Origin of the sequence: Polynucleobacter sp. UB-Siik-W21, assembly GCF_018687415.1 — a bacterium.
GTDB lineage: Bacteria > Pseudomonadota > Gammaproteobacteria > Burkholderiales > Burkholderiaceae > Polynucleobacter.
Window position 1 is genome coordinate 1,005,066 of the sequence record NZ_CP061289.1, and the last position, 19,876, is coordinate 1,024,941.

Annotated in this window: 28 protein-coding genes; 15 read left to right on the forward strand and 13 right to left on the reverse strand. The window is 44.1% G+C overall.

Annotated elements, in window-relative coordinates; translation table 11 throughout:
* Nucleotides 1–5 precede the first annotated feature (5 nt).
* The gene (locus C2756_RS05220; protein WP_215320582.1) at nucleotides 6–203 is read right to left on the reverse strand and encodes a hypothetical protein; all 198 of its coding nucleotides are present in this window, start codon (nucleotides 201–203) and stop codon (nucleotides 6–8) included.
* Between the two features lie 253 nt (nucleotides 204–456).
* Between C2756_RS05220 and C2756_RS05225 the strand changes: the two genes are divergently transcribed.
* Nucleotides 457–633 carry a hypothetical protein gene (locus C2756_RS05225; protein WP_215320584.1) on the forward strand — a complete coding sequence of 59 codons (177 nt, stop codon included), beginning with the start codon at nucleotides 457–459 and terminating at the stop codon, nucleotides 631–633.
* A gap of 3 nt (nucleotides 634–636) precedes the next feature.
* Here the strand turns inward: C2756_RS05225 and C2756_RS05230 are convergent, their stop codons facing one another.
* The gene (locus tag C2756_RS05230) at nucleotides 637–816 is read right to left on the reverse strand and encodes a hypothetical protein (RefSeq protein WP_215320586.1); all 180 of its coding nucleotides are present in this window, start codon (nucleotides 814–816) and stop codon (nucleotides 637–639) included.
* Nucleotides 817–1,120: 304 nt separating this feature from the next.
* On the opposite strand from C2756_RS05230, the gene C2756_RS05235 reads away from it, so the two are divergent.
* The 9 genes from C2756_RS05235 (at nucleotide 1,121) to C2756_RS05275 (ending at nucleotide 7,304) form a co-directional block, all read left to right on the forward strand.
* Nucleotides 1,121–1,357 carry a hypothetical protein gene (locus tag C2756_RS05235; RefSeq protein ID WP_096674812.1) on the forward strand — a complete coding sequence of 79 codons (237 nt, stop codon included), beginning with the start codon at nucleotides 1,121–1,123 and terminating at the stop codon, nucleotides 1,355–1,357.
* 408 nt (nucleotides 1,358–1,765) lie between these two features.
* On the forward strand, nucleotides 1,766–2,674 hold the full coding sequence (locus tag C2756_RS05240; RefSeq protein ID WP_215320588.1) for an amino acid ABC transporter substrate-binding protein: 909 nt from the start codon (nucleotides 1,766–1,768) through the stop codon (nucleotides 2,672–2,674).
* Between the two features lie 54 nt (nucleotides 2,675–2,728).
* Entirely contained in the window at nucleotides 2,729–3,511 is a 783-nt protein-coding gene (locus tag C2756_RS05245) for an amino acid ABC transporter permease (RefSeq protein ID WP_215320590.1), read from the forward strand.
* 32 nt (nucleotides 3,512–3,543) lie between these two features.
* Nucleotides 3,544–4,212, forward strand: coding sequence for an amino acid ABC transporter permease (locus C2756_RS05250; protein WP_215320592.1), 669 nt, complete (start codon nucleotides 3,544–3,546; stop codon nucleotides 4,210–4,212).
* A 53-nt stretch (nucleotides 4,213–4,265) separates the two neighbouring features.
* Complete coding sequence (locus tag C2756_RS05255; protein WP_215320594.1) at nucleotides 4,266–5,000, forward strand: amino acid ABC transporter ATP-binding protein; 735 nt, start codon at nucleotides 4,266–4,268, stop codon at nucleotides 4,998–5,000.
* A 17-nt stretch (nucleotides 5,001–5,017) separates the two neighbouring features.
* Complete coding sequence (locus C2756_RS05260) at nucleotides 5,018–5,413, forward strand: hypothetical protein (protein ID WP_251372122.1); 396 nt, start codon at nucleotides 5,018–5,020, stop codon at nucleotides 5,411–5,413.
* Between the two features lie 23 nt (nucleotides 5,414–5,436).
* Entirely contained in the window at nucleotides 5,437–6,120 is a 684-nt protein-coding gene (locus C2756_RS05265; protein ID WP_215320596.1) for a DUF3313 domain-containing protein, read from the forward strand.
* Nucleotides 6,121–6,129: 9 nt separating this feature from the next.
* Nucleotides 6,130–6,390, forward strand: a complete 261-nt coding sequence (locus C2756_RS05270; RefSeq protein ID WP_215320598.1) for a hypothetical protein — start codon at nucleotides 6,130–6,132, stop codon at nucleotides 6,388–6,390.
* An 11-nt stretch (nucleotides 6,391–6,401) separates the two neighbouring features.
* On the forward strand, nucleotides 6,402–7,304 hold the full coding sequence (locus tag C2756_RS05275) for an alpha/beta fold hydrolase (RefSeq protein WP_215320600.1): 903 nt from the start codon (nucleotides 6,402–6,404) through the stop codon (nucleotides 7,302–7,304).
* A gap of 46 nt (nucleotides 7,305–7,350) precedes the next feature.
* On the opposite strand, the gene ppk2 is transcribed toward C2756_RS05275, so the two are convergent.
* A complete protein-coding gene (gene ppk2 / locus C2756_RS05280) occupies nucleotides 7,351–8,121 on the reverse strand; it encodes a polyphosphate kinase 2 (protein WP_215320602.1) in 771 nt (256 codons plus the stop codon).
* Between the two features lie 3 nt (nucleotides 8,122–8,124).
* Nucleotides 8,125–8,400 carry a serine/threonine protein kinase gene (locus tag C2756_RS05285; protein ID WP_215320604.1) on the reverse strand — a complete coding sequence of 92 codons (276 nt, stop codon included), beginning with the start codon at nucleotides 8,398–8,400 and terminating at the stop codon, nucleotides 8,125–8,127.
* A 132-nt stretch (nucleotides 8,401–8,532) separates the two neighbouring features.
* Between C2756_RS05285 and C2756_RS05290 the strand changes: the two genes are divergently transcribed.
* Complete coding sequence (locus tag C2756_RS05290; RefSeq protein WP_215320606.1) at nucleotides 8,533–9,690, forward strand: MFS transporter; 1,158 nt, start codon at nucleotides 8,533–8,535, stop codon at nucleotides 9,688–9,690.
* 60 nt (nucleotides 9,691–9,750) lie between these two features.
* On the opposite strand, the gene C2756_RS05295 is transcribed toward C2756_RS05290, so the two are convergent.
* The 4 genes from C2756_RS05295 to wrbA form a co-directional block, all read right to left on the reverse strand.
* On the reverse strand, nucleotides 9,751–9,936 hold the full coding sequence (locus C2756_RS05295; RefSeq protein ID WP_215297104.1) for a hypothetical protein: 186 nt from the start codon (nucleotides 9,934–9,936) through the stop codon (nucleotides 9,751–9,753).
* An 87-nt stretch (nucleotides 9,937–10,023) separates the two neighbouring features.
* Nucleotides 10,024–11,439: an FAD-binding oxidoreductase gene (locus C2756_RS05300; protein ID WP_215320608.1), complete on the reverse strand. Its 1,416-nt coding sequence runs from the start codon at nucleotides 11,437–11,439 to the stop codon at nucleotides 10,024–10,026.
* Nucleotides 11,436–11,831: a DUF2069 domain-containing protein gene (locus tag C2756_RS05305; protein WP_215320610.1), complete on the reverse strand. Its 396-nt coding sequence runs from the start codon at nucleotides 11,829–11,831 to the stop codon at nucleotides 11,436–11,438. Before C2756_RS05305 ends, C2756_RS05300 begins: the two co-directional genes overlap by 4 nt.
* A 6-nt stretch (nucleotides 11,832–11,837) precedes the next feature.
* On the reverse strand, nucleotides 11,838–12,440 hold the full coding sequence (gene wrbA, locus C2756_RS05310) for an NAD(P)H:quinone oxidoreductase (protein ID WP_215297107.1): 603 nt from the start codon (nucleotides 12,438–12,440) through the stop codon (nucleotides 11,838–11,840).
* Between the two features lie 19 nt (nucleotides 12,441–12,459).
* On the opposite strand from wrbA, the gene C2756_RS05315 reads away from it, so the two are divergent.
* The 4 genes from C2756_RS05315 (at nucleotide 12,460) to C2756_RS05330 (ending at nucleotide 16,182) form a co-directional block, all read left to right on the forward strand.
* On the forward strand, nucleotides 12,460–13,308 hold the full coding sequence (locus tag C2756_RS05315; RefSeq protein ID WP_215320612.1) for a YhjD/YihY/BrkB family envelope integrity protein: 849 nt from the start codon (nucleotides 12,460–12,462) through the stop codon (nucleotides 13,306–13,308).
* 75 nt (nucleotides 13,309–13,383) lie between these two features.
* A complete protein-coding gene (locus tag C2756_RS05320; protein ID WP_215297111.1) occupies nucleotides 13,384–13,839 on the forward strand; it encodes a CBS domain-containing protein in 456 nt (151 codons plus the stop codon).
* Between the two features lie 43 nt (nucleotides 13,840–13,882).
* Nucleotides 13,883–14,998 carry a chorismate synthase gene (aroC, locus tag C2756_RS05325; protein ID WP_215320614.1) on the forward strand — a complete coding sequence of 372 codons (1,116 nt, stop codon included), beginning with the start codon at nucleotides 13,883–13,885 and terminating at the stop codon, nucleotides 14,996–14,998.
* A 14-nt stretch (nucleotides 14,999–15,012) separates the two neighbouring features.
* Nucleotides 15,013–16,182 carry an MFS transporter gene (locus C2756_RS05330; RefSeq protein ID WP_215320616.1) on the forward strand — a complete coding sequence of 390 codons (1,170 nt, stop codon included), beginning with the start codon at nucleotides 15,013–15,015 and terminating at the stop codon, nucleotides 16,180–16,182.
* Nucleotides 16,183–16,210: 28 nt separating this feature from the next.
* Here C2756_RS05330 and C2756_RS05335 read toward each other — a convergent pair whose 3' ends face one another.
* From C2756_RS05335 to C2756_RS05355, 5 genes are read right to left on the reverse strand one after another with little or no spacing between them, the layout of a single operon-like run.
* A complete protein-coding gene (locus C2756_RS05335; protein WP_215320618.1) occupies nucleotides 16,211–17,002 on the reverse strand; it encodes a peptidylprolyl isomerase in 792 nt (263 codons plus the stop codon).
* A 46-nt stretch (nucleotides 17,003–17,048) separates the two neighbouring features.
* On the reverse strand, nucleotides 17,049–17,333 hold the full coding sequence (locus C2756_RS05340) for a BolA family transcriptional regulator (protein WP_215320620.1): 285 nt from the start codon (nucleotides 17,331–17,333) through the stop codon (nucleotides 17,049–17,051).
* On the reverse strand, nucleotides 17,330–17,878 hold the full coding sequence (locus tag C2756_RS05345; protein ID WP_215320622.1) for a septation protein A: 549 nt from the start codon (nucleotides 17,876–17,878) through the stop codon (nucleotides 17,330–17,332). Before C2756_RS05345 ends, C2756_RS05340 begins: the two co-directional genes overlap by 4 nt.
* A 45-nt stretch (nucleotides 17,879–17,923) precedes the next feature.
* Nucleotides 17,924–18,334, reverse strand: a complete 411-nt coding sequence (msrB, locus tag C2756_RS05350) for a peptide-methionine (R)-S-oxide reductase MsrB (RefSeq protein ID WP_215320623.1) — start codon at nucleotides 18,332–18,334, stop codon at nucleotides 17,924–17,926.
* 34 nt (nucleotides 18,335–18,368) lie between these two features.
* Nucleotides 18,369–19,835: a YdiU family protein gene (locus C2756_RS05355; protein WP_215320626.1), complete on the reverse strand. Its 1,467-nt coding sequence runs from the start codon at nucleotides 19,833–19,835 to the stop codon at nucleotides 18,369–18,371.
* Nucleotides 19,836–19,876 lie beyond the last annotated feature (41 nt).

Sequence of the window (19,876 nt, forward strand, 5' to 3'; positions counted from 1 at the left end):
GTTTTTTACTCAATGTGACTATGGTTGCTGTAATACTTGGCTTGCTCTAATCTAGCCTCAATCCAGGCATCATAAAGATTCAAAAATGCTTGCTGAACTACTTTTAACGCTTGCAAAGCCTTGGAAGGGATATATTTCTCTAAATCGCTGCTGATGGATTGGTTACCAAAAACTTGATTAAAGAGGCTCAATAATTGTGTCATTTAAAGCTCCTTATCTAAAATGTATTAGGGTTAATACTTAGTTAGATTAACACCTTTGCAAGTATGTTGCATGACAGCAAAGTACTTTTTAGCAACTAAAAGGTTTTAAATGTGTACCTATCTTCATCATTTGTAGTCAAGTGATCATAAAACCTAAAAATGCCCCAAAAAGGATCAAAGCTGCACCAATCGGAGATAATGAAACGCTTCACATTAAGATGAATTGTTCCGTTAAAACAAAAAGAGGCATCAAATGAGTGCACTAAAAGAGACTATCGAGAAATTGCAGAAAACTGGGGCGGTTAGTTTGTCTGACTTAAAGACTCTTAAATTAAAAGAGCTAGAAGCTCTATCAGAAGAAATCCAATACTGGTGTCTATATGGAAACGGCAAGCCTGAGAAATTAGGCAAAAAACATAAAGAGCATTAAAGCCTAATCTTCTAAATCTTCGCTGCTGTCATCAACTCTATATTCCACTTTAATTTTTTTTAGCACCGGATGCAAAAGTGCATTTGCATCCTTAGTAGATGGGTCAGTTAAATCGCAGTAGCCATAAAAGGGAATAGGCTCTTTTTCAACAAGTTTGCGATCTTCGGTAGTAAAGGTAGTCATTAAGCTCTCCCTAAATTAATCAGATAAGGTTACCTATGGGCTGTTAGAGCAAGCTGAGGAGACCGGAAAGGAGCAGAATTGCTCTTCATCTCCCATAAGTAGATCTCATTTTGGATTTAGGAATATGACAAATCTATCGCTAGAAAAAATATTTACGGATAAATTTTAAGTGGTGAAATTGTCATATTTGGGCTTGATTTATAGGATTCAAATATGACAAAGACAGTTAGAAAGTTCATAAAGATGTCATATGAAAGGTAGAGCATCACAGTCAAGTTCAATTACAAATTGAAGGAGATAGAAAATGCTAGATAAAAACCTAGGCGACAAAGTTATCGACTTAAGAAGAATGTCAGCTGAGTATTATCAAAAGGCGGCATGGAATCAATTGCTAGCCTTAGATAACTACAGAGAAAAGAACTTTGAAGCATCAGAGCGTTTTGCACAGTTGTCATTTGAGGATCAGATGGCTGCGATGGAGTATGCAGAGTTAGCGGATGCCGAAACTTCTTTGCATCTTGAGTTAGAGCTAGAAGAATAAATTTGATTGAGCATCCTCAATCCTTGATTGTGCTATTACAAAAGCTGACGCTGTGGTGTCGGTTCGACCGACTCTACTTCTGCGGATGCCACACACCAACGAGTCAGTTCCACATGATTCCACAGATCTCGGTGCGTATAGAACACCTGATCTTGTCGGGCTTATGTCATTGTCTAAGCTATTGATTAACCTCATTTTTAGAGCTTCTAAGGCGTAGGTCGCACGTTCGAATCGTGCTGGGAAGGGTAGATCCTCCATTACCCTTAGTCTTGCCTATGTTAGTGCTGAATTTTTGAATAAAAAGCGCAAGATAAGGCCTTAATACCCATATAGCCATCATAAATTTGCTATAAATGCAGATGTGAGTATTTTTACCAAATATATAGAAGTAAACGACTGAAGAAAACGATGAAGAACAAGTCTTTAATTAAAGCGGGCCTGATTGCTTGGTTATTCATGAGCACCATGAGCGTTCACGCTGCAAGCGCGACGATGGACAAAATTAAATCTACTGGCGCTGTCACGATGGGTGTGCGCGAATCCTCTATCCCAATGTCCTACACGACTGGCGACAGCCGCTTTGATGGTTACCATGTGGAAGTGTGCCGCATGATTTTGGGTGACATCAAAGATAAGCTTGGCTTGAGCACTTTACGCATTAATTATCAGCCAGTGACTTCCCAAAACCGTGTGCCTTTAGTGCAAAACGGCACTGTTGATATTGAGTGTGGCTCAACCACTAATAATACTAATCGCGCTAAGGATGTGGGCTTTGCGAACACTTTATATATAGAAGAAGTCAGGATTGCTGTTAAAGCAAATTCTGGCATTACTTCTATTTCTCAATTGGCTAACAAGAAAGTAGCTACTACTACAGGTACAACCTCTGTTCAGTTGCTCCGCAAGCATGAAAAAGTCAATGGCGTGAACTTTGATGAGGTATATGGTAAAGACCATGCGGATAGCTTCTTATTGCTTGAGTCTGGTCGCGCTGATGCATTCGTGATGGATGGTTCAATTTTGGCCGGCAACATTGCTAACTCGAAGAATCCAAAAGACTACAAGATCGTTGGTGAAGTATTGAGTACAGAGCCTATCGCCATCATGGTTCGTAAAGATGATCCAGAATTTAAGGCCGCTGTAAACGCAGCAATTGCCAAGATTGTTGCAAACGGCAAAATGCCTGGCTTATGGAACAAGTGGTTCTTATCGCCAATTCCACCGAAAAATATCGTAGTAGGTCTTGAGCTGTCTCCAGCAACCAAGAATGCTTGGGCAAACCTGAACGACAAACCGGCAGAAGATTACAACAAATAATTGAGATCGCAAGTTAATTAATCTGAATGCTTTAATGTTTATGCGATCGGATTTATGGATTTAGGAATCTTTTGTAAAAGTACCTTAGACGGAGAAGTAGTTGATCACTGCTTCTCCGCTTTATTAGGTATTGGTCAAAACGCTGATCCCAGTTATTTAGACTGGCTCATGAAGGCTTGGGGCTGGACACTGGCTGTCGCCGCTCTTAGTCTAATCATCGCTATGTCACTTGGCGCTGTCATGGGCACCTTACGTACCTTACCCACAGAAAGGACATTGAACCGTTTCTTGATACGCTTTTCTACTGCATGGGTAGAGCTCTTTAGAAACATTCCGATTTTGGTTCAGGTATTTCTTTGGTATCACGTGATACCAGCCTTCTTTCAGCCTTTAAAAGCATTTCCATCTTATCTATTAGTCAGCATTGCTTTAGGCTTCTTTACTTCTGCAAGGATTGCAGAGCAGGTGAGGGCAGGCATTCAGTCACTTCCCTCCGGTCAGAAAGCAGCAGCAACTGCTTTGGGTTTAACTACCTTTCAAAGTTATCGCTACATTATTTTGCCAATGGCATTGCGTATAGTGATTCCACCTCTTACTTCTGAGAGCATGAATCTCATCAAAAACTCTTCAGTAGCGTTTGCGGTTTCGGTACCTGAACTCACACTATTCGCTATGCAGGCTCAAGAAGAAACTTCGCATGGAGTTGAAATCTATTTAGCCGTAACCTTGCTCTATGCTTTATCGGCATTCGCAGTAAATCGTGTGATGACCTATTTTGAAAAGCGCTCTCGCATTCCTGGCTTCATTGTTGCTAATACAGAAGTGGCAGCACATTAAATGAATGCTATGAATCATTTCATGGTGGTTTTATGCTCAGTCTAGACCTCAGTTTTTATAACTGGGAACTCTTCACGAATTACATCCTGAAGGGCATGCTGTTTAGTGTGCAACTGACAGTCATTGCGACCGTTGGCGGGATTGTCTTTGGTACCTTCTTAGCTTTGATGCGCTTATCTGGTAGACCTAGCTTAGTCTACCCAGCAACTATTTATGTGAATACCATGCGCTCGATTCCGTTGGTGATGGTGATCTTGTGGTTCTTTTTATTGATACCCATGTTGATTGGCAGACCCATCGGTGCTGACTTATCCGCCACCATCACTTTCATTGCTTTTGAGGGAGCATTTTTCTCTGAAATTGTGCGCGCTGGTATTCAGTCGGTTCCCAAGGGTCAAGGATATGCTGCGGAAGCCTTAGGCATGACCTATGGTCAAAATATGCGTTTTATCGTATTGCCGCAAGCCTTCAGAAACATGGTTCCCGTCTTCATGACGCAGACCATCATTCTGTTTCAGGATACTTCCTTGGTTTATGCCATCGGTGCTTATGATTTATTAAAGGGCTTTGAGATTGCCGGTAAGAACTATGGCCGTCCTATGGAGACCTATCTCTTGGCTGCCTTTACCTATTTCATTATTTGTTTCTCGCTATCGAAGATCGTCAGAGCGGTGCACTCCAAAGTGGCGATTATTCGTTAATACATTTGTAATTTATCCCTTATTTATTTAATACTGACTATTTCTAAATCCTCATGATAGAACTGCAAAACGTTTCGAAGTGGTACGGAGACTTTCAAGTCCTCACCGATTGCACTACCAATATTCAAAAAGGGGAAGTAGTTGTGATTTGCGGACCCTCAGGCTCAGGTAAATCGACCTTGATCAAAACCATTAATGCTCTAGAGCCTTTTCAGGCTGGTGAGATTACTGTGGATGGGGTGCGCTTGCATGATCTTAAAACAAATCTACCAAAGTTACGGGCCAGAGTGGGAATGGTGTTTCAGCACTTTGAGCTGTTTCCGCACCTGAGCATTACCGAGAACTTAACGCTTGCGCAAATGAAAGTGCTTGGTCGTTCTGCTGACGAGGCTAATGCGCATGGCTTGAAGTATCTCGAGCGTGTTGGCTTAACTGCTCAGAAAGATAAGTTTCCTGGGCAACTTTCAGGCGGTCAACAACAGCGTGTTGCCATTGCGCGTGCCTTGAGCATGGACCCGATTGTGATGCTTTTTGATGAGCCAACCTCGGCCCTAGATCCTGAGATGGTTGGTGAGGTCTTAGATGTTATGGTGAAGCTTGCAAATGAAGGAATGACCATGTGCTGCGTTACCCATGAGATGGGTTTTGCTCGTAAAGTCAGTAATCGCGTGATCTTTATGGATCAAGGGCGTATTCTGGAGGATTGCAGCAAAGATGAATTTTTCGGGAACCCAGATGCGAGATCCCATCGTGCAAAAGACTTCCTCTCAAAAATATTAGATCACTAAAGAAAACACTACTGCTAATGAATGATTCGTTTACCAAGTTATGCATCGCTACAGCGCTTGGTATGTTGATGCTCTCAGCTTGTACTGTAGCCAAATTAGAGTCTAGGCTTGAGGCTAATCCTCAGTGTAAAGATGTCATTAATCCAAAGACTGGTGCTGTCATGCCGTGCCCAGGTACGGATAAATCTTTCTATCGCTCTGTTGGTCTGGAGCCACCTAGAGCCACCACAACTAGTTCAACTACAGCCGTAGCTGCTCCGCCAACCAGTTCTAATGCAGGTACAGCAGCAACACCAATCGCAACTACATTAACAAAGTCGACCCCTACAGTTCAGGTAATTCCGCAAGTCGATTGCAAACCACAACTTCATAAAAAAACTGGCGACATGTTACCGTGTCCATCTCCGGACTAATCTATATCTAAAAAGAAAACATCATGCGTAAATTGAATGTCGTTATTGCCTCAGCACTTGTTGCTATTAGTTTGCTTGCCTGTAGCAATACTCCAAAACTAGCTTCCGAGCCCATGCCTAGATCAGGTTTTTTGCCCAATTACTCCTTGCTCGTGCCAATGGCTACCAGCGAATCGGATACTCGGATTTGGCGATACCGCATTGCAGGCGTTAATCCTGCTAGCTATACCGCGGTTATTTTGGATCCCATTTACTTGAATCAAAGCGCTACGAAAGAGGTGAGTGCTGAGGCCATTTCTCAAGCGCAGGTTACCCTGCAAGACTCGATGGTGGCCGCTATTAATTCTCGTGGGAATATTCGTATTGTCACTAGCCCTGGGCCGGGGGTTGCCCGAATTACCGTTGGCATTACAGGTGCAGAAAATTCAGCCGATAGTCTACAACCTTGGAATTTCACTCCCATTGGCTTGGCGGTGAATGCCGCTGCCTATGCTGGTGGTGTGAATTCCAAAACTCCTGCTTTACTGGTAGAAAGTAAAATAACCGATAGTCTGTCTAAGCAGTTATTAGGCGAAGGCTTGGTTACCATCCAGGGCGAGTCATTTAGAACTGGTTCGGGTTCAGTAGACTCCTTTATTGAGATGGCTAAGAAGGTAGTGCGTGTTGCCATGGAAACCTCTGCCAATCCAACCCCAACTGGGAAGTAAGACTTTTCTATGAAACGTTCTTATGTCTCCAAATTTTCTTGCATTGCCGCCTTGGCTGTCATTCCTGCTATGAGTTATGCAGATGATGCATCCCGCAATCAAGAGATTGCGCAGCGGTTTGCTAAGTGTGACATCAATCATGATGGCAAATTGACTCAGGTTGAGGCAAATGGTTGTATGCCACGTATCTATGATCACTTCAACTATCTTGATTCTGGCAATAAAGGCTACTTAACTGTTGCTGATATTCAAGCAGCAGCAGATCGATAAGTATCTACACTATGAGCGTCACATTCCCAGCATTCGACCAAAAGATTATGACTGTTCCATCAGATGATGGTCCGATTGAGATTGCTTACTTAGTTGGTGGCAGTGGTCCGGCGCTATTGTTATTGCATGGCTTTCCACAAACCAAGGCAATTTGGCAGCAAGTTGCTCCTGCACTTGCTAAACATTACACAGTCATTGCCTCAGATTTGCGAGGTTATGGTGGGTCATCTGCACCACACGGCAAGTCAGACCACTCCACATATTCAAAACGCTCCATGGCAGCGGATCAGCATTCCTTGATGAAGGCTTTAGGTCACGAGCAGTTTTATTTGTTGGGGCATGATCGTGGCGGAAGAGTATCGCATCGCATGGCTATGGACTATCCCAGTAGTATTCAGAAGCTAATGGTCTTGGATATTTCCCCAACACTAACCATGTATGAAAACACCACTATGGAATTTGCCAAAGGGTATTGGCATTGGTTCTTCCTCATTCAACCAGAACCCGTGCCAGAAACCATGATTGGCGCAAACCCCGAGTATTGGTTAAAAAATCACATGGGTCGCCATGCAGGTACTGGAATTTTTAGTCCAGACCGTTGGGCGGAATATTTGGCAGGAGCCAGCAATCCCCAAAGCATGCATGCCATGTGTGAAGACTATCGCGCTGCTGCCACTATTGATCTCGTTCATGATCGAGCAGACCGTCAGTCGGGCAAGAAATTACAAATGCCGATCCATGTCTTATGGGGCGAGCATGGTCTCGTAAATAAATGCTTTTATCCTTTAGAGGATTGGCAAGAGGTCGCACATGAAGTCTCAGGGAGAGCCGTAACTTCTGGACATTACATCCCAGAAGAATTGCCTGACGAATTAATAGTCGAAGCGAAAAAATTCTTTAAAAGAGTGGGGTAACTCTAGCTGTAACTAAGCCTGTAGCTACATAAGTTACTCAAACGAATTAATAGGCTAATTTTGGTGCCTTAGTACCTAATGGTGGGCAGGGCATCACTATTTCTGGATTCACTGATAATAATTTTGCGTCTTTGCCGTGGTAATGCATTCGAGATAGAAGATCGGCGATCAGATTTAGGTGAGTTTCTTTTTTGCTATTAGCATTCACCACAGTCCAAGGCGCATCTTTCGAGCTGGTTTGCTCTAACATGAGATCTCTGGCAATGCTATAAGCCTCCCATTTCTTTTGAGCTTGCTCATCAATAGGACTGACCTTCCATTGCTTCAGTGGATCAGTCTTACGACTTTCTAACCGATCGGCCTGTTCTTTTTTATCAATATCTAAATAGTACTTTATGATTTGAATGTTAGAGCCCGTCAATAAAGACTCAAAATCATTCACTGAGCCCATAAAGTGTTTGTACTGGGCTTCAGTACAGAATCCCATGACTTTTTCAACGCCGGCACGGTTGTACCAACTACGATTAAAGATTGCAAATTCACCAGCAGAAGGTAGCTCTGCTACATAACGTTGGAAATACCATTCGCCTTCCTCGCGAGAGGAGGGTTTTCCAAGAGCAACAACGTGGGTTTCGCGAGGACTCAGATTTTCTGTGAGCCGTTTGATCGTGCCATCTTTGCCAGCGGTATCGCGACCTTCAAGAATGACTAAAAGTTTCAAACCACCTGCAATGATCTCTCGCTGAAGTTTGACTAATTCAATCTGTAAAAGTCGATAGTAACCATGATGATCACTATTGTTATCGTCCTTGCTCACCCTTTAAGCTGCAGAACTCGGTGAGGCCGGCGGAGAAGCTGAACTCTTTTTAGCTGGCGCTTTTCGTGCAGGCGTTTTCTTAGCGGCGGCTTTTTTAACGGGCGCTTTCTTGACCGGGGTTTTCTTGACGGCAGTCTTTTTTACAGGGGGTTTTTTGGTGACCTCTTTCTTTTCCAATTTATCGAGTGCTTTAGCCAATTTATCAATCAATTTTTCACGATCAGATTCGAGCTTATCAAGCTTTTTCATCAGCTGTTTTACTAATTTCTTTTGACTCATGATATTTCCTATTAGGTGTGATTTTCACAAATGCATCACTCATCCTACGTCTTATTAGGCTCAGTTTCAAGCAATTGTGACGCTATTGGAAATAATTTCTAAAGCTATTGAATAGTGCTACATTGGCTAGATATGTTCAAAACCCTGTCTACATTACCCAAGACTGTTTGGTTAATAGGCCTCATTAGTTTTGTGAATGACTCGGCCAGTGAAATGCTCTATCCCTTGATGCCTTTGTATCTAGCTTCGGTTTTAATGGCAGGGCCTAAAGCGATTGGCATTATTGAAGGTATTGCTGAGGCCACTTCAAGCTTATTCAAACTGGTATCTGGAGTCATCGTAGACAGAACCAAGAAAACAAAACCTTGGATTGTGTTTGGCTATCTTCTCGCTGGTATTGGAAGGCCGCTGATCGCTTTTGCTAATTCATGGCTAGTGGTCCTGATGATTCGATTTACTGACCGTCTGGGTAAGGGGCTCAGAAGCTCTCCCCGGGATGCGCTTCTAGCGGAAAGTGTTCCCGCTAATCAGAGAGGCATTACCTTTGGCTTGCATCGATCTATGGATAATGCTGGTGCGGTCGTTGGTCCCATCTTGGCAGCTTTCTTGCTTGCGCAACATGTACCACTGCGTGAGATCTTTTTCTGGGCCATTATTCCCGGGGTTATTACCGTAATGCTTGCGTTGTGCTTAAAAGAGCCGCCGAGGGTTGCTGGCGATGCCCCTTTGAAATTTACCTGGTCTATGGCAGGTCTACCCCCTGAATTTAAGCGCTATATTTTGGTAGTTGGCCTTTTTGCATTGAGCAATTCTTCAGACATGTTCTTGCTATTAAGGGCTAGAGAGCTTGGAGTGCCTCAAGAACAAATACCCTTGCTCTGGGCGACGATTTCCCTGATAACGACTGTTTTTGGAACTCCACTTTCTGCTCTATCGGATCGATTTAGTCGTCGATATTTCATAGCCATCGCTTGGGCTGCATATGCCCTGATTTATGCCGGTATGAGCTACTCCAACCTGACAGTTGGCTGGCTTTTTGGTTTATTCGCGCTTTATGGCCTATTTAAAGCGGCAACCGAAGGGGTAGAAAAGGCCCTTGTAGCAGATTTAGCCCCTAGCGGATTAACTGGGACAGCCTTTGGTTGGTTCAATTTGAGTTCTGGAATCATGCTTCTTCCAGCTTCTTTAATCTTTGGTTGGCTTTATGAGTCTAGTAGCCCAACTACCGCATTTTTTTTCAGGAGCCTGCTCAGCTTTCGCAGTGCTCCTATTAATCTTCTGGGTATATAGGCCTATAAAAGAAAAAACCTAAATACATCAAGTATTTAGGTTTATCTCTTAAGGTATTACTTATTCTGGATGGAAGTTATTGCTAGCCATGAAGCTAATAGTGCGTTCAAAGCCAAGAATTCGGATGTAACGCCATGCAATATCGCGATATTTGCTGTCTAAATAGCCAATAGCCACTTCAGGAGTTCTTTTGGATACATCATTTTGCTGAATAGCGCGGGCCCAACGTTTGAGTCTTGTTGACATATTTGTCACCTCCATGGGCATACAACGCATCAGAAAGAAGTCTAGATGACAGAAAATACAAAAAATTCCTAAAAAATCAGAAATTTCTTAAATAGACACGACTTTATGTGGATTGAGGATGTTTTGAGGGTCCAGAGCCCGTTTTAAGGTCTTCATCAGGTCATGGGCAACTTCACCCTTATGAGCCCGCAAACCATCTAATTTAAGCTGGCCAACCCCATGTTCAGCAGAAATAGAGCCCTGGCAGCGCTCAACTTGAGCATAGATCAACTCATGAATCGGCTTTTCATTGGCCAAATTGAATGCCTTTGGGTCTACTCCTAATGGGGGAGCAATGTTGTAGTGAAGGTTGCCATCGCCTAAGTGGCCAAAATTGATAATTCTGACCCCCGGGTATTTCAAGCGCATCAAAGTATCTGTTTCCTGAATAAAGCTTTCCAAGGCTGAAAGCGGAATGGTGATGTCATGTTTGAGGTTGGCGCCTTCTTGAGCCTGAGCGAGGGTGATGTGCTCTCGCATCTGCCAGAAGGTATTGGCCTGAGCTAGACTATTTGCAATCACGGCATCGGCAATCAATCCTGCCTCAAATGCCTCTTCCAGGATAGTTTCTAGCAGTTGCCTCACATGGGCTTCACTTTCATGATCTGATAATTCAATCAAGACGGTGTAGGGTGGATTTCCCTTTAGGGGATTTGCCATTTGCGGAAAATGCTTTTCATTGAGGGCCAAGGATTCTTGGGTCATCATCTCAAAACCGGTCAAAAGGGAAGTGGCACGCTTTTGAAATAAATTTAATAGGGCGATGGTGGTGGCAACGCTATTGGCTGCCACTAAGGTTGTCCATTGAGAGATTGGCAGCGGGTATAACTTCATGACAGCGGCGGTAATAATGCCTAAAGTACCCTCAGAGCCAATAAAAAGGTCTCGTAAATCGTATCCAGTATTGTCTTTGCGTAAACCTTTTAAGCCATTCCAGATTTCACCTTGTGCGGTAACTACCTCGAGACCAAGGCACAGATCGCGGGTATTGCCATAACGCAGCACGTTAGTGCCACCAGCATTGGTAGCTAAATTACCCCCAATCATGCAGCTACCTTCTGCCCCTAAGCTCAAAGGAAATAAGAAGTCTTGCTCGGCAGCTTTTTCCTGAACCGCCTGCAAAATACAACCTGCTTCAAGAGTGATTGTTTGGTTGGCAACATCAATTTCTCGAATGGTATTCATACGCTTTATGTTGAGCACAATCTGTTTGCCAGAGTCGTCAGGCGTAGCACCACCACAAAATCCAGTATGACCACCTTGGGGGACCACGGCAATTTGATTGGCTGCACATAGTTGCACAATCTTGGCTACTTCTTGGGCTGTTTTAGGTAAGACCACGGCCAAGGCTTTGCCCGTGTAACGCTTGCGCCAATCAGTGAGATAAGGTGCCTTATCTTGATCTGCGGTCAGAATAAATTTCTGCTCCAGAATTTGATGGAGCTCGCCAAGGATCTGATTCATTTTTGCGCTGCTTGTAACTTTTGTTTAGCTAAGCTCTTCGCTTCTTTTTTAATGGGCTTTAAATACATTAACAAACAAACAAAACCAATCGTTGCTAAAAGAGTTTCTAAGACAGCCATCCAAAAATTGGCACCAGTTTCGAGGATGCGAACTAAGCCTTCGGTGATGTAGAGCAAAATCAACATGGAAGCCCATTGCATGGTGTAAACCTGACCTTTCCAGAGGCCTGGAATGGCAAATAGCAATGGGATGCCTTTCAGAATCAGCCAAGAGCCACCAGGTCGCAGAGGCGAGATAAACCACTCCCAAGCAACACACAAAATGAACAAATCAATAAATGCAGCGGTAGCAATTAATTGATAGGGATTTTTATCCAGAATTTTCTTAGCCATCATGCATTAAGTCTTGATCAGCTTCAGTGCGGTTTGTGCGAGACGTTTACCTTGCGCTTTTGCTAAGCGTTGTTCTTCAGGACTAATCGGAGCATTCCCATCGGCATGGGCAAGATGAGTTACGCCATAAGGGCTTCCACCTGTGGCAGAGGACATTAAATCGGATTCGCTATAAGGTAAACCGAGAATCATCATGCCGTGATGAAGCAGGGGAATCATCATCGTCAGCAGAGTGCTTTCTTGTCCGCCATGCATGCTGCCGGTGCTGGTAAACACACAAGCTGGTTTACCGATGAGTGCACCACTTAACCATTGGGAAGAGCTGCCATCCCAAAAGTATTTCATGGGAGCAGCCATATTGCCAAAACGGGTAGGCGAACCGAGTGCCAATCCAATGCATTCTTGTAAATCAGAATACTCAACATAGGGGGCGCCTTCGGTTGGGACCGCAGGTTCGCTAGACTCGCAAACGGTGGAAACCGGAGGAACCGTTCTGAGACGAGCATTGACCCCAGGAACGCTTTCAATACCCTCGGCAATGAGTCGCGCTAAATCTCTGGTTGCCCCATAGCGGGAGTAGTACAAAACTAAAATATCGTGTTGGTTCATATTCTCTTATGATACGGCGATGCGCCTTTTTCGTAACCCCCAATTATGGCTCTCTCTTGCTAAAGAGATCTGGGAGGGTAATCGAGACCAAAAACTGAACCAAATCGCAGCCAGCTTAGCCTACACAACGATTCTCTCCTTGGTTCCTATGGTCACGATTGCAACCATGCTGATTGGCTATTTACCCAAGGTGATTCAGATTAAAAATGCCTTTAAGACTTGGTTATTAGATACTTATATGCCGGGCGGGATTAATCAACAGTTCTTTATTTACTTGGATCAGTTTTCTGCGCAAGCCAGGGGCTTAACTCTTTTGGGTTTAGCTGGCTTATTTATTACTGCCATCATGACTTTGTCAGTCATTGAAGGGGCATTTAATCAAATCTTCAAGGTACAAAAAAATCGCCCACTTCATAAAAAGATTGTGATTTATGGGGCTGCGACAATTTTGGGCCCCATATTATTAGGACTAGGTATTTACTTAAGTGGCGTCTTATTCAGCGCTTCTCAGGGCTGGACGGAGGCAGTCTCCATTGGTTTTCGTCTCATCGCCACAGTGACACCACTATTGTTGGCTGTCTTGGTTTATACGGTTGTTTACAAGATCCTGCCGTTTTCTCAAATTTTTTGGAAAGATGCCATCTTTGGTGCCTTCTTTGCCGCCCTCAGCTTTGAAATCATGAAGTTTGGATTTGCAGTCTTTTTAACCCATACCGCTTTTTATAAAACGGTCTATGGGGCCTTTGCTATCTTCCCGCTAGCCTTACTTTGGATCTACCTAACTTGGTGGATTACCTTGGCTGGAGCCGTCCTAGTAGCGAATCTGCCAAGTATTCGAAGTGGCGTCATTAGGGTTATTCGTTACTAAAATAAACAATAAATCTTGATTCGGTGCTTGCTTGGGTCTATATTGAACTGAGATATTGATTGTTTTGGAGACGACATGAAAGTTCATGACATTCTGCGTGTGAAGGGCGGCACTTTATTTACCGTTGCTCCCGAGACTGCATTGCAAACGGCAGTGCTGATCATGAGCGAGCATGACATTGGCTCTTTGGTTGTGATGGAGTATGACAAGCTAGTTGGGATCCTCACTTTTCGTGAAGTGATTGCAGCATTAGCAAGCCATCATGGCAAATTAGATGATTTGCAAGTCAATGCAGTAATGAATCAGAAGCCTTTGACCTGCAATATGGAAACTGAAATCGATGAAGTGCGTCGCATGATGTTAGTTGATCATGCTCGTTACCTGCCAGTAGTTGATCAAAAAATGTTGATGGGTGTAATCTCTTTTTATGATGTAGCAAAATCTGTTGTAGAAGCTCAAGACTTCGAGAACTCGATGCTCAAGGCCTATATTCGCGACTGGCCAGAAGATACTGAAAAGGCCGCTAATTAAGGATTTCTAGTCGAATATTCAGGACAAATGACATAATGTGGGTATGTCAGGAAATACTTTAGGCCTTCTTTTTACTGTTACCACTTTTGGTGAATCACACGGTCCCGCGATCGGGGCTGTGGTTGATGGTTGCCCTCCCGGCATGCTTTTGAGTGAGGCTGATCTACAAACTGACCTAGATCGTCGTAGGCCTGGCACGTCTCGTCACGTCACTCAACGCAAAGAAGAAGATAGGGTTGAGATTTTGTCGGGTGTTTTTGAAGGCAAAACGACCGGTGCGCCCATTGGTCTATTGATACGCAATACCGACCAACGGAGTCAAGACTACGGCGATATATTGCAAACATTCCGACCTGGTCATGCCGACTATGCCTATCACCATAAATATGGACTGCGTGATCCACGGGGCGGCGGCCGTTCTTCAGCTCGCCTCACAGCACCTGTTGTGGCAGCTGCAGCTATTGCAAAAAAATGGCTGCATCTGCAATACGGCACAGAGTTTTACGGCTATATGAGCCAACTCGGCGACATCGAAATTCCGTTCGAGGATGTTGCTCAGATTGAACAAAATCCTTTTTTTGCTGCGAATGCCAAGATCATTCCGCAATTAGAGACTTATATGGATGAACTGCGCAAAGCAGGAGATTCTTGTGGGGCTCGAATTGAGGTGCGTGCTCGTAATGTACCTATTGGTCTTGGAGAGCCCTTGTTTGATAAGCTTGATGCAGATATTGCCCATGCCATGATGGGGATCAATGCTGTAAAAGGAGTTGAAATTGGTTCTGGCTTTCAGTCAGTGGCTCAGCGCGGCAGTGAACATGGTGATGAATTATTTCCTGATGGCTTTGCTAGCAATCATGCCGGCGGTACATTGGGTGGCATCAGCACTGGTCAAGACCTGCGAGTATCGATTGCGATCAAACCAACTTCAAGCATCATGAGCCCTAAGCAATCCATTGATCTCCATGGCAAGCCAATGACTATTCAAACTAAGGGACGTCATGATCCTTGTGTTGGTATACGAGCAACCCCAATCGCTGAAGCGATGCTGGCTTTAGTCCTTATGGATCATGCATTGCGTCATCGGGCTCAGTGTACTGATGTCAAGCTTGAGGTATCGCCTATTCCTGCGGCACGACCTGGCTCCAAAAGCGATTAGTAAATCCCACTAAGATGACGCCTTCGCTTCGCTGGGCCTTCGGGTCCTTTTTCTTTTTATATTTTGCTTATGTTGGCTTGGTTTCACCGTATGCCAGCCTTTTCTTCTTAGATCATGGTTTTAATGTCATCGAGATTGCTGTACTGATGTCGATGCTACAAATTACCCGTATCGTTGGTCCATTTAGTTGGGGCTGGCTTTCAGATTACCTCTCTAATCGCATCGGCATTATTCGTGTTTGCGCTTGTTTGGCCGCTTTAGTCTTTGTATGCATCTTTTTTTTACATAGCTACTTCAGCTTCTTTATTTGGATGTTTGTATTACATACGATCTTGAGTAGTCAAATGCCTTTGGGCGAGACGGCAACTATTCATGCTTTATACAAAGACAATTCGTTTGATCAGCGTTATGGACGCCTGCGCTTATGGGGTTCAATCGGGTTCATCACCATGGTTTTATTTGCAGGTGAATTATTTCAGCGTAAAGGTATTGAGTTATATCCAATAGTTGGCGTCATTGTGTTATTTGCTTTGGCACTCATTACTTTTTTCTTGCACGAGCCCAAGATGGAGCGTCGCAAAATGGTGAAAGGCGAGTTACTCATTGTGCTTTTTAATCCAGACGTAAGGTGGTTTTTGATCTCTGGCTTTTTCATGATCTTCGCCCATGCTGCTTTATACGTTTTCTATTCGCTGTATTTGGCAGACCTTGGTTACGATAAATTTCAAATCGGCTTGTTTTGGGCTTTAGGAGTTGCCGCAGAAGTAATCTTCTTTTACTTCCAAAATAAATTGCTGAGCCGTTTGGATGCCGAGGTGATATTGCAAGGCGCATTTGGCATTGGTGTGATCCGCTTTATTCTGATTGCCTTTTTACCAATCACTTCTGTATTGATTGTTGCGCAGTTGATGCATGCTGCTACTTTTGCAGCTCACCACAGTGCTGCCACAAAATTGCTGCAGCGCTGGTTTACCGGTCCCTTACAAGCAAGGGGGCAAGCGATTATGGCTACCGTTTCTTACGGTTTAGGCGGCACCATTGGTGGATTATGTGCCGGTTGGATTTGGGATCTTTCTCAACCTCGAGATGTCTTTGTGATGTCCGCTTTTGCTTGTGGAATAGCGGGGATGGCAATTCAGAAAATGAGACCTCATCACCATCCAACTGAAAACGTTGGTAGTTAAGAAGCCAAGAGCCCTTACTCAGCAATTCTTACTGAACTTTTGCCTTCGCACGAAGTTTTTGCATCATCTCGGTAAATTTAGCTTTCTGCCAATTTTGATCAGAGGCAATCATCTGTTTCAACTCTGCCTTGAGTTCGTCAAAGCTAGGCGCCTTCATATCTCGAGAGTCAACTGTCTTAATGATGTGCCAGCCAAACTGCGATTTCACTGGTTTATCAGTCATTTGACCGTTCTTTAGTTGCACCATTGCCTTAGAGAACTCTGGAACAAGTGCTTTGTCATTTACCCAGCCAAGGTCGCCGCCGTTCGTCGCTGAACCTGGATCCTTTGATTTGGCTTTAGCAATCTCTCCAAAGTTGCCGCCGGCTTTGATTTGAGCAATGATGGCTTTTGCATCAGTTTCTTTCTCAACCAAAATATGCTCGACATGGTATTCCTTGCCAGTATATTGCGTCTTAACCGATTCATAAGCAGCCTTGAGTTCAGCCTCAGTGACACCTTCTTTTTCGATATAGTCTTCAAATACAGCAGCAACTAAGATGCCTACGCGCGATTGCTCTAACTGTTCACGCACAGATTCTTTTTGAATCACACCACGTTTATCAGCCTCTTGCAGAATTAATTCTTTAGTCACCAGCATTTCACGTGCTTGATCGCGTACCTGAGGGTTGTCTCCTTGCCCTGACTTTTGTACCAATTTATCTAGCTGAGCTTTAGGGATGGACTTGCCATTCACGATGGCTGCATTTTGCGCAAAAGCTGGCGCTGAAATCAGGAGTGCGGCTAGGCTAAAAGAGATCAGGTGAAGGGTATTTAACATGGCGACTATCAAGTAAAAGTAATGGATTGCAAGAGTGTAAAGCAGGCTAGATGTTGGCTTCCTGTGGAGTCTGGGCAGTAATCGTTAAGGCATGGATTTCGCTAGGAATATGGCGATGCAAAGCGGCATAAATTGCCCGATGACGGGCGACCAAAGTTAATCCCTGAAATTCTGGGGCAACGATGGTGACCTTAAAGTGTCCACCGCCTGAGGCTGCACCCGCATGCCCCGCATGCAGATGACTCTCGTCTTCGATCTGTAGCCGTTGAATATCAAAAGCCTTATTTAAATCTTCTTCAAATAGGGCAATGCGTTTTTGGTTAAGGGTCATTGTTCTGGATGCTCCATATGGCGTGATAGCCAAACACCTTGGATGATGACAAAGGCTACCAGTAGTCCAGTACTGCCAAAGAGTTTGAAATTGACCCAGGTTTCCTCAGAATATTCAAATGCAATATATAAGTTGAGGGCGCCCATGAAGAAAAAGAAGGCTGACCATGCCAGATTGAGTCGATGCCATACAGAGTGGGAACTCTCAGGTTTGAGGCTTACCTGCTTACCCATTAATACTTCAATCCAATTCTTATTAAAGAACTGTGCACTGATAAGCAAAGCACCTGAAAAGAGCCAATAGAGGGCGGTTGGCTTCAATTGAATAAAGGTCTTATCGTGCAAGAAAATGGTTAGGCTTCCAAAGACAATAATCATCACCAGGCTGACCCATTGCATTGCATCGATTTTGCGATGACGATAATAGACCCAGAGAATCTGTCCGATGGTGGCAACCATGGCTACGATAGTCGCCGTATAGATATCACCAAATTTAAAGGCGATAAAGAACAGAATAATGGGGAAGAGGTCAAATAAAAATTTCATAGGTAGGATTATCCCGCTATTTAGCTCACAAGCCTTTTTAAGGCCTTAGTCTTTTTTACTTGCTTGGGCATTCTCACTGGGATCAAAGCTCAAAGAGGCAGAGTTGATGCAGTAACGTAGACCAGTAGGCATGGGGCCATCATCAAAGACATGCCCTAAATGGGCATCACAGTTGGCACAACGTACTTCAGTACGAATCATGCCGTGAGTCGTGTCACGCACTTCCTTGATAGATGATGTCTCTTGAGGGGCGTTATAGCTTGGCCATCCGCAACCAGCATCAAATTTGGTATCAGACAAGAAGAGGGGGGAGCCACAGCACACACAAGTGTATTTGCCTTGAGCCCAATGATCCCAATACTTGCCACTAAAAGGCCTCTCAGTTGCCGCTTCACGAGTAACTCGATACTCAATATCGCTGAGGATTTTTTTATATTCTTGATCTGTTTTTTTCATCTATGCTCCGATAAGTATTATCTATTCCAAACTCTTAAGAAGAGCAACTCACAGCAACTCTTTCTAGATCTGCAGGTGGTGGCGCTGCATACTCTTCATGCTCAGGCTGCTCATCATAGGGCTTGTTGAGGATATTCATTAATAGCGTGACTTCTGAAAAGTCATGTTGTTGTGCTTTATCAATAGCCGCTTGTGCTAAATGATTGCGCAAAATATATTTAGGATTCACTAGGTTCATCGCCTGGATTCTTGCAGCATCTTGACTAGATTCTGATATGAGGCGCTGAAGATAATCTGTAAACCACTGGTCTATTACCACACGATCCACAAATTGATCTCTTGGCGTGATTTTCTCAATGGCTTGCTCTAATTTAACTTGGCTAAGTTGTCTAAAGAAGCTGGTGAAATCCACGCTTGAATCATGCATTGCCTGCAATAAGCGCTCTATCAGTTGGATGTCGCTATCTTGAGAGGTTTGTAACCCTAATTTTTGTCTGAATATAGATTGCCATGCTTGAGCATAGGCCAGAGGAAATTCTTCTAAAGCTTCACGTAATATTGATTGGGCTTGGCTTTCATCATGACTAAGCTCAAGGAGTGGTAGGAAGGCGCTGGCTAAGCAGGCCATATTCCAATGCATGATTTGAGGTTGGCGATGGTATGCGTATCTACCTCCGTGATCACTATGGTTGCAAATATGATCTATTTCAAAATGATCTAAAAACCCAAATGGTCCGTAGTCCATCGTCAGGCCAAGTGCGCTGATATTGTCACTATTTAAGACTCCATGGCAGAAACCAACAGACTGCCATTGCGCCACTAACTTGGCATTACGCACGCTGATGTGTTTGAATAGCTCGAGATAAGGTTCAACATTGTTTTTGCATTCAGGGTAATGATCCTGAATTAATAAATCGGCTAGCTCTTTGAGTCGCACGATGCTTTGTGTAGAAGCGAAGTGCTCAAAATGACCAATCCGAATAAAGCTAGGTGCTAAGCGCGCACAAACAGCAGCAGTCTCCATCGTTTCGCGGAAAACTGGTAATGCTGAACCAACAACTGAAAGCGCTCTAGTTGTTGGGATGCCGAGTGCATTCATGGCCTCGCTACATAAAAATTCACGGATAGAGGATCTGAGGACGGCACGTCCATCGCCCATACGGGAATACAGAGTTTTGCCAGCACCTTTGAGTTGAATTTCTTGGCCATTAGCCTCGCCAAGCAAAATTGCTCTGCCATCACCCAATTGACCAGCCCAGACCCCAAACTGATGACCGCTATAGACTGTTGAAATTGGCTTAGCAAAATCATGCATGCCGGTACTTAAGGAGTTTCCCGCTAGAAGCTCTAGCCATGCAGGATCAGAAGGCAGGCCATCCTGGGAAACCGCAAGCTGAATGAGATTGGCCGCAGAAGGTGAAAATGCTACCCAATAAGGATCTGGAATTGGGCTCGGAAAGGTGATCTGGCAGACGTCATCGCCGCTTAAGGTAAAGGCCATCAAGCTATTCTAGGTGTATTCCCAAAATGGTGCTCAAGCCT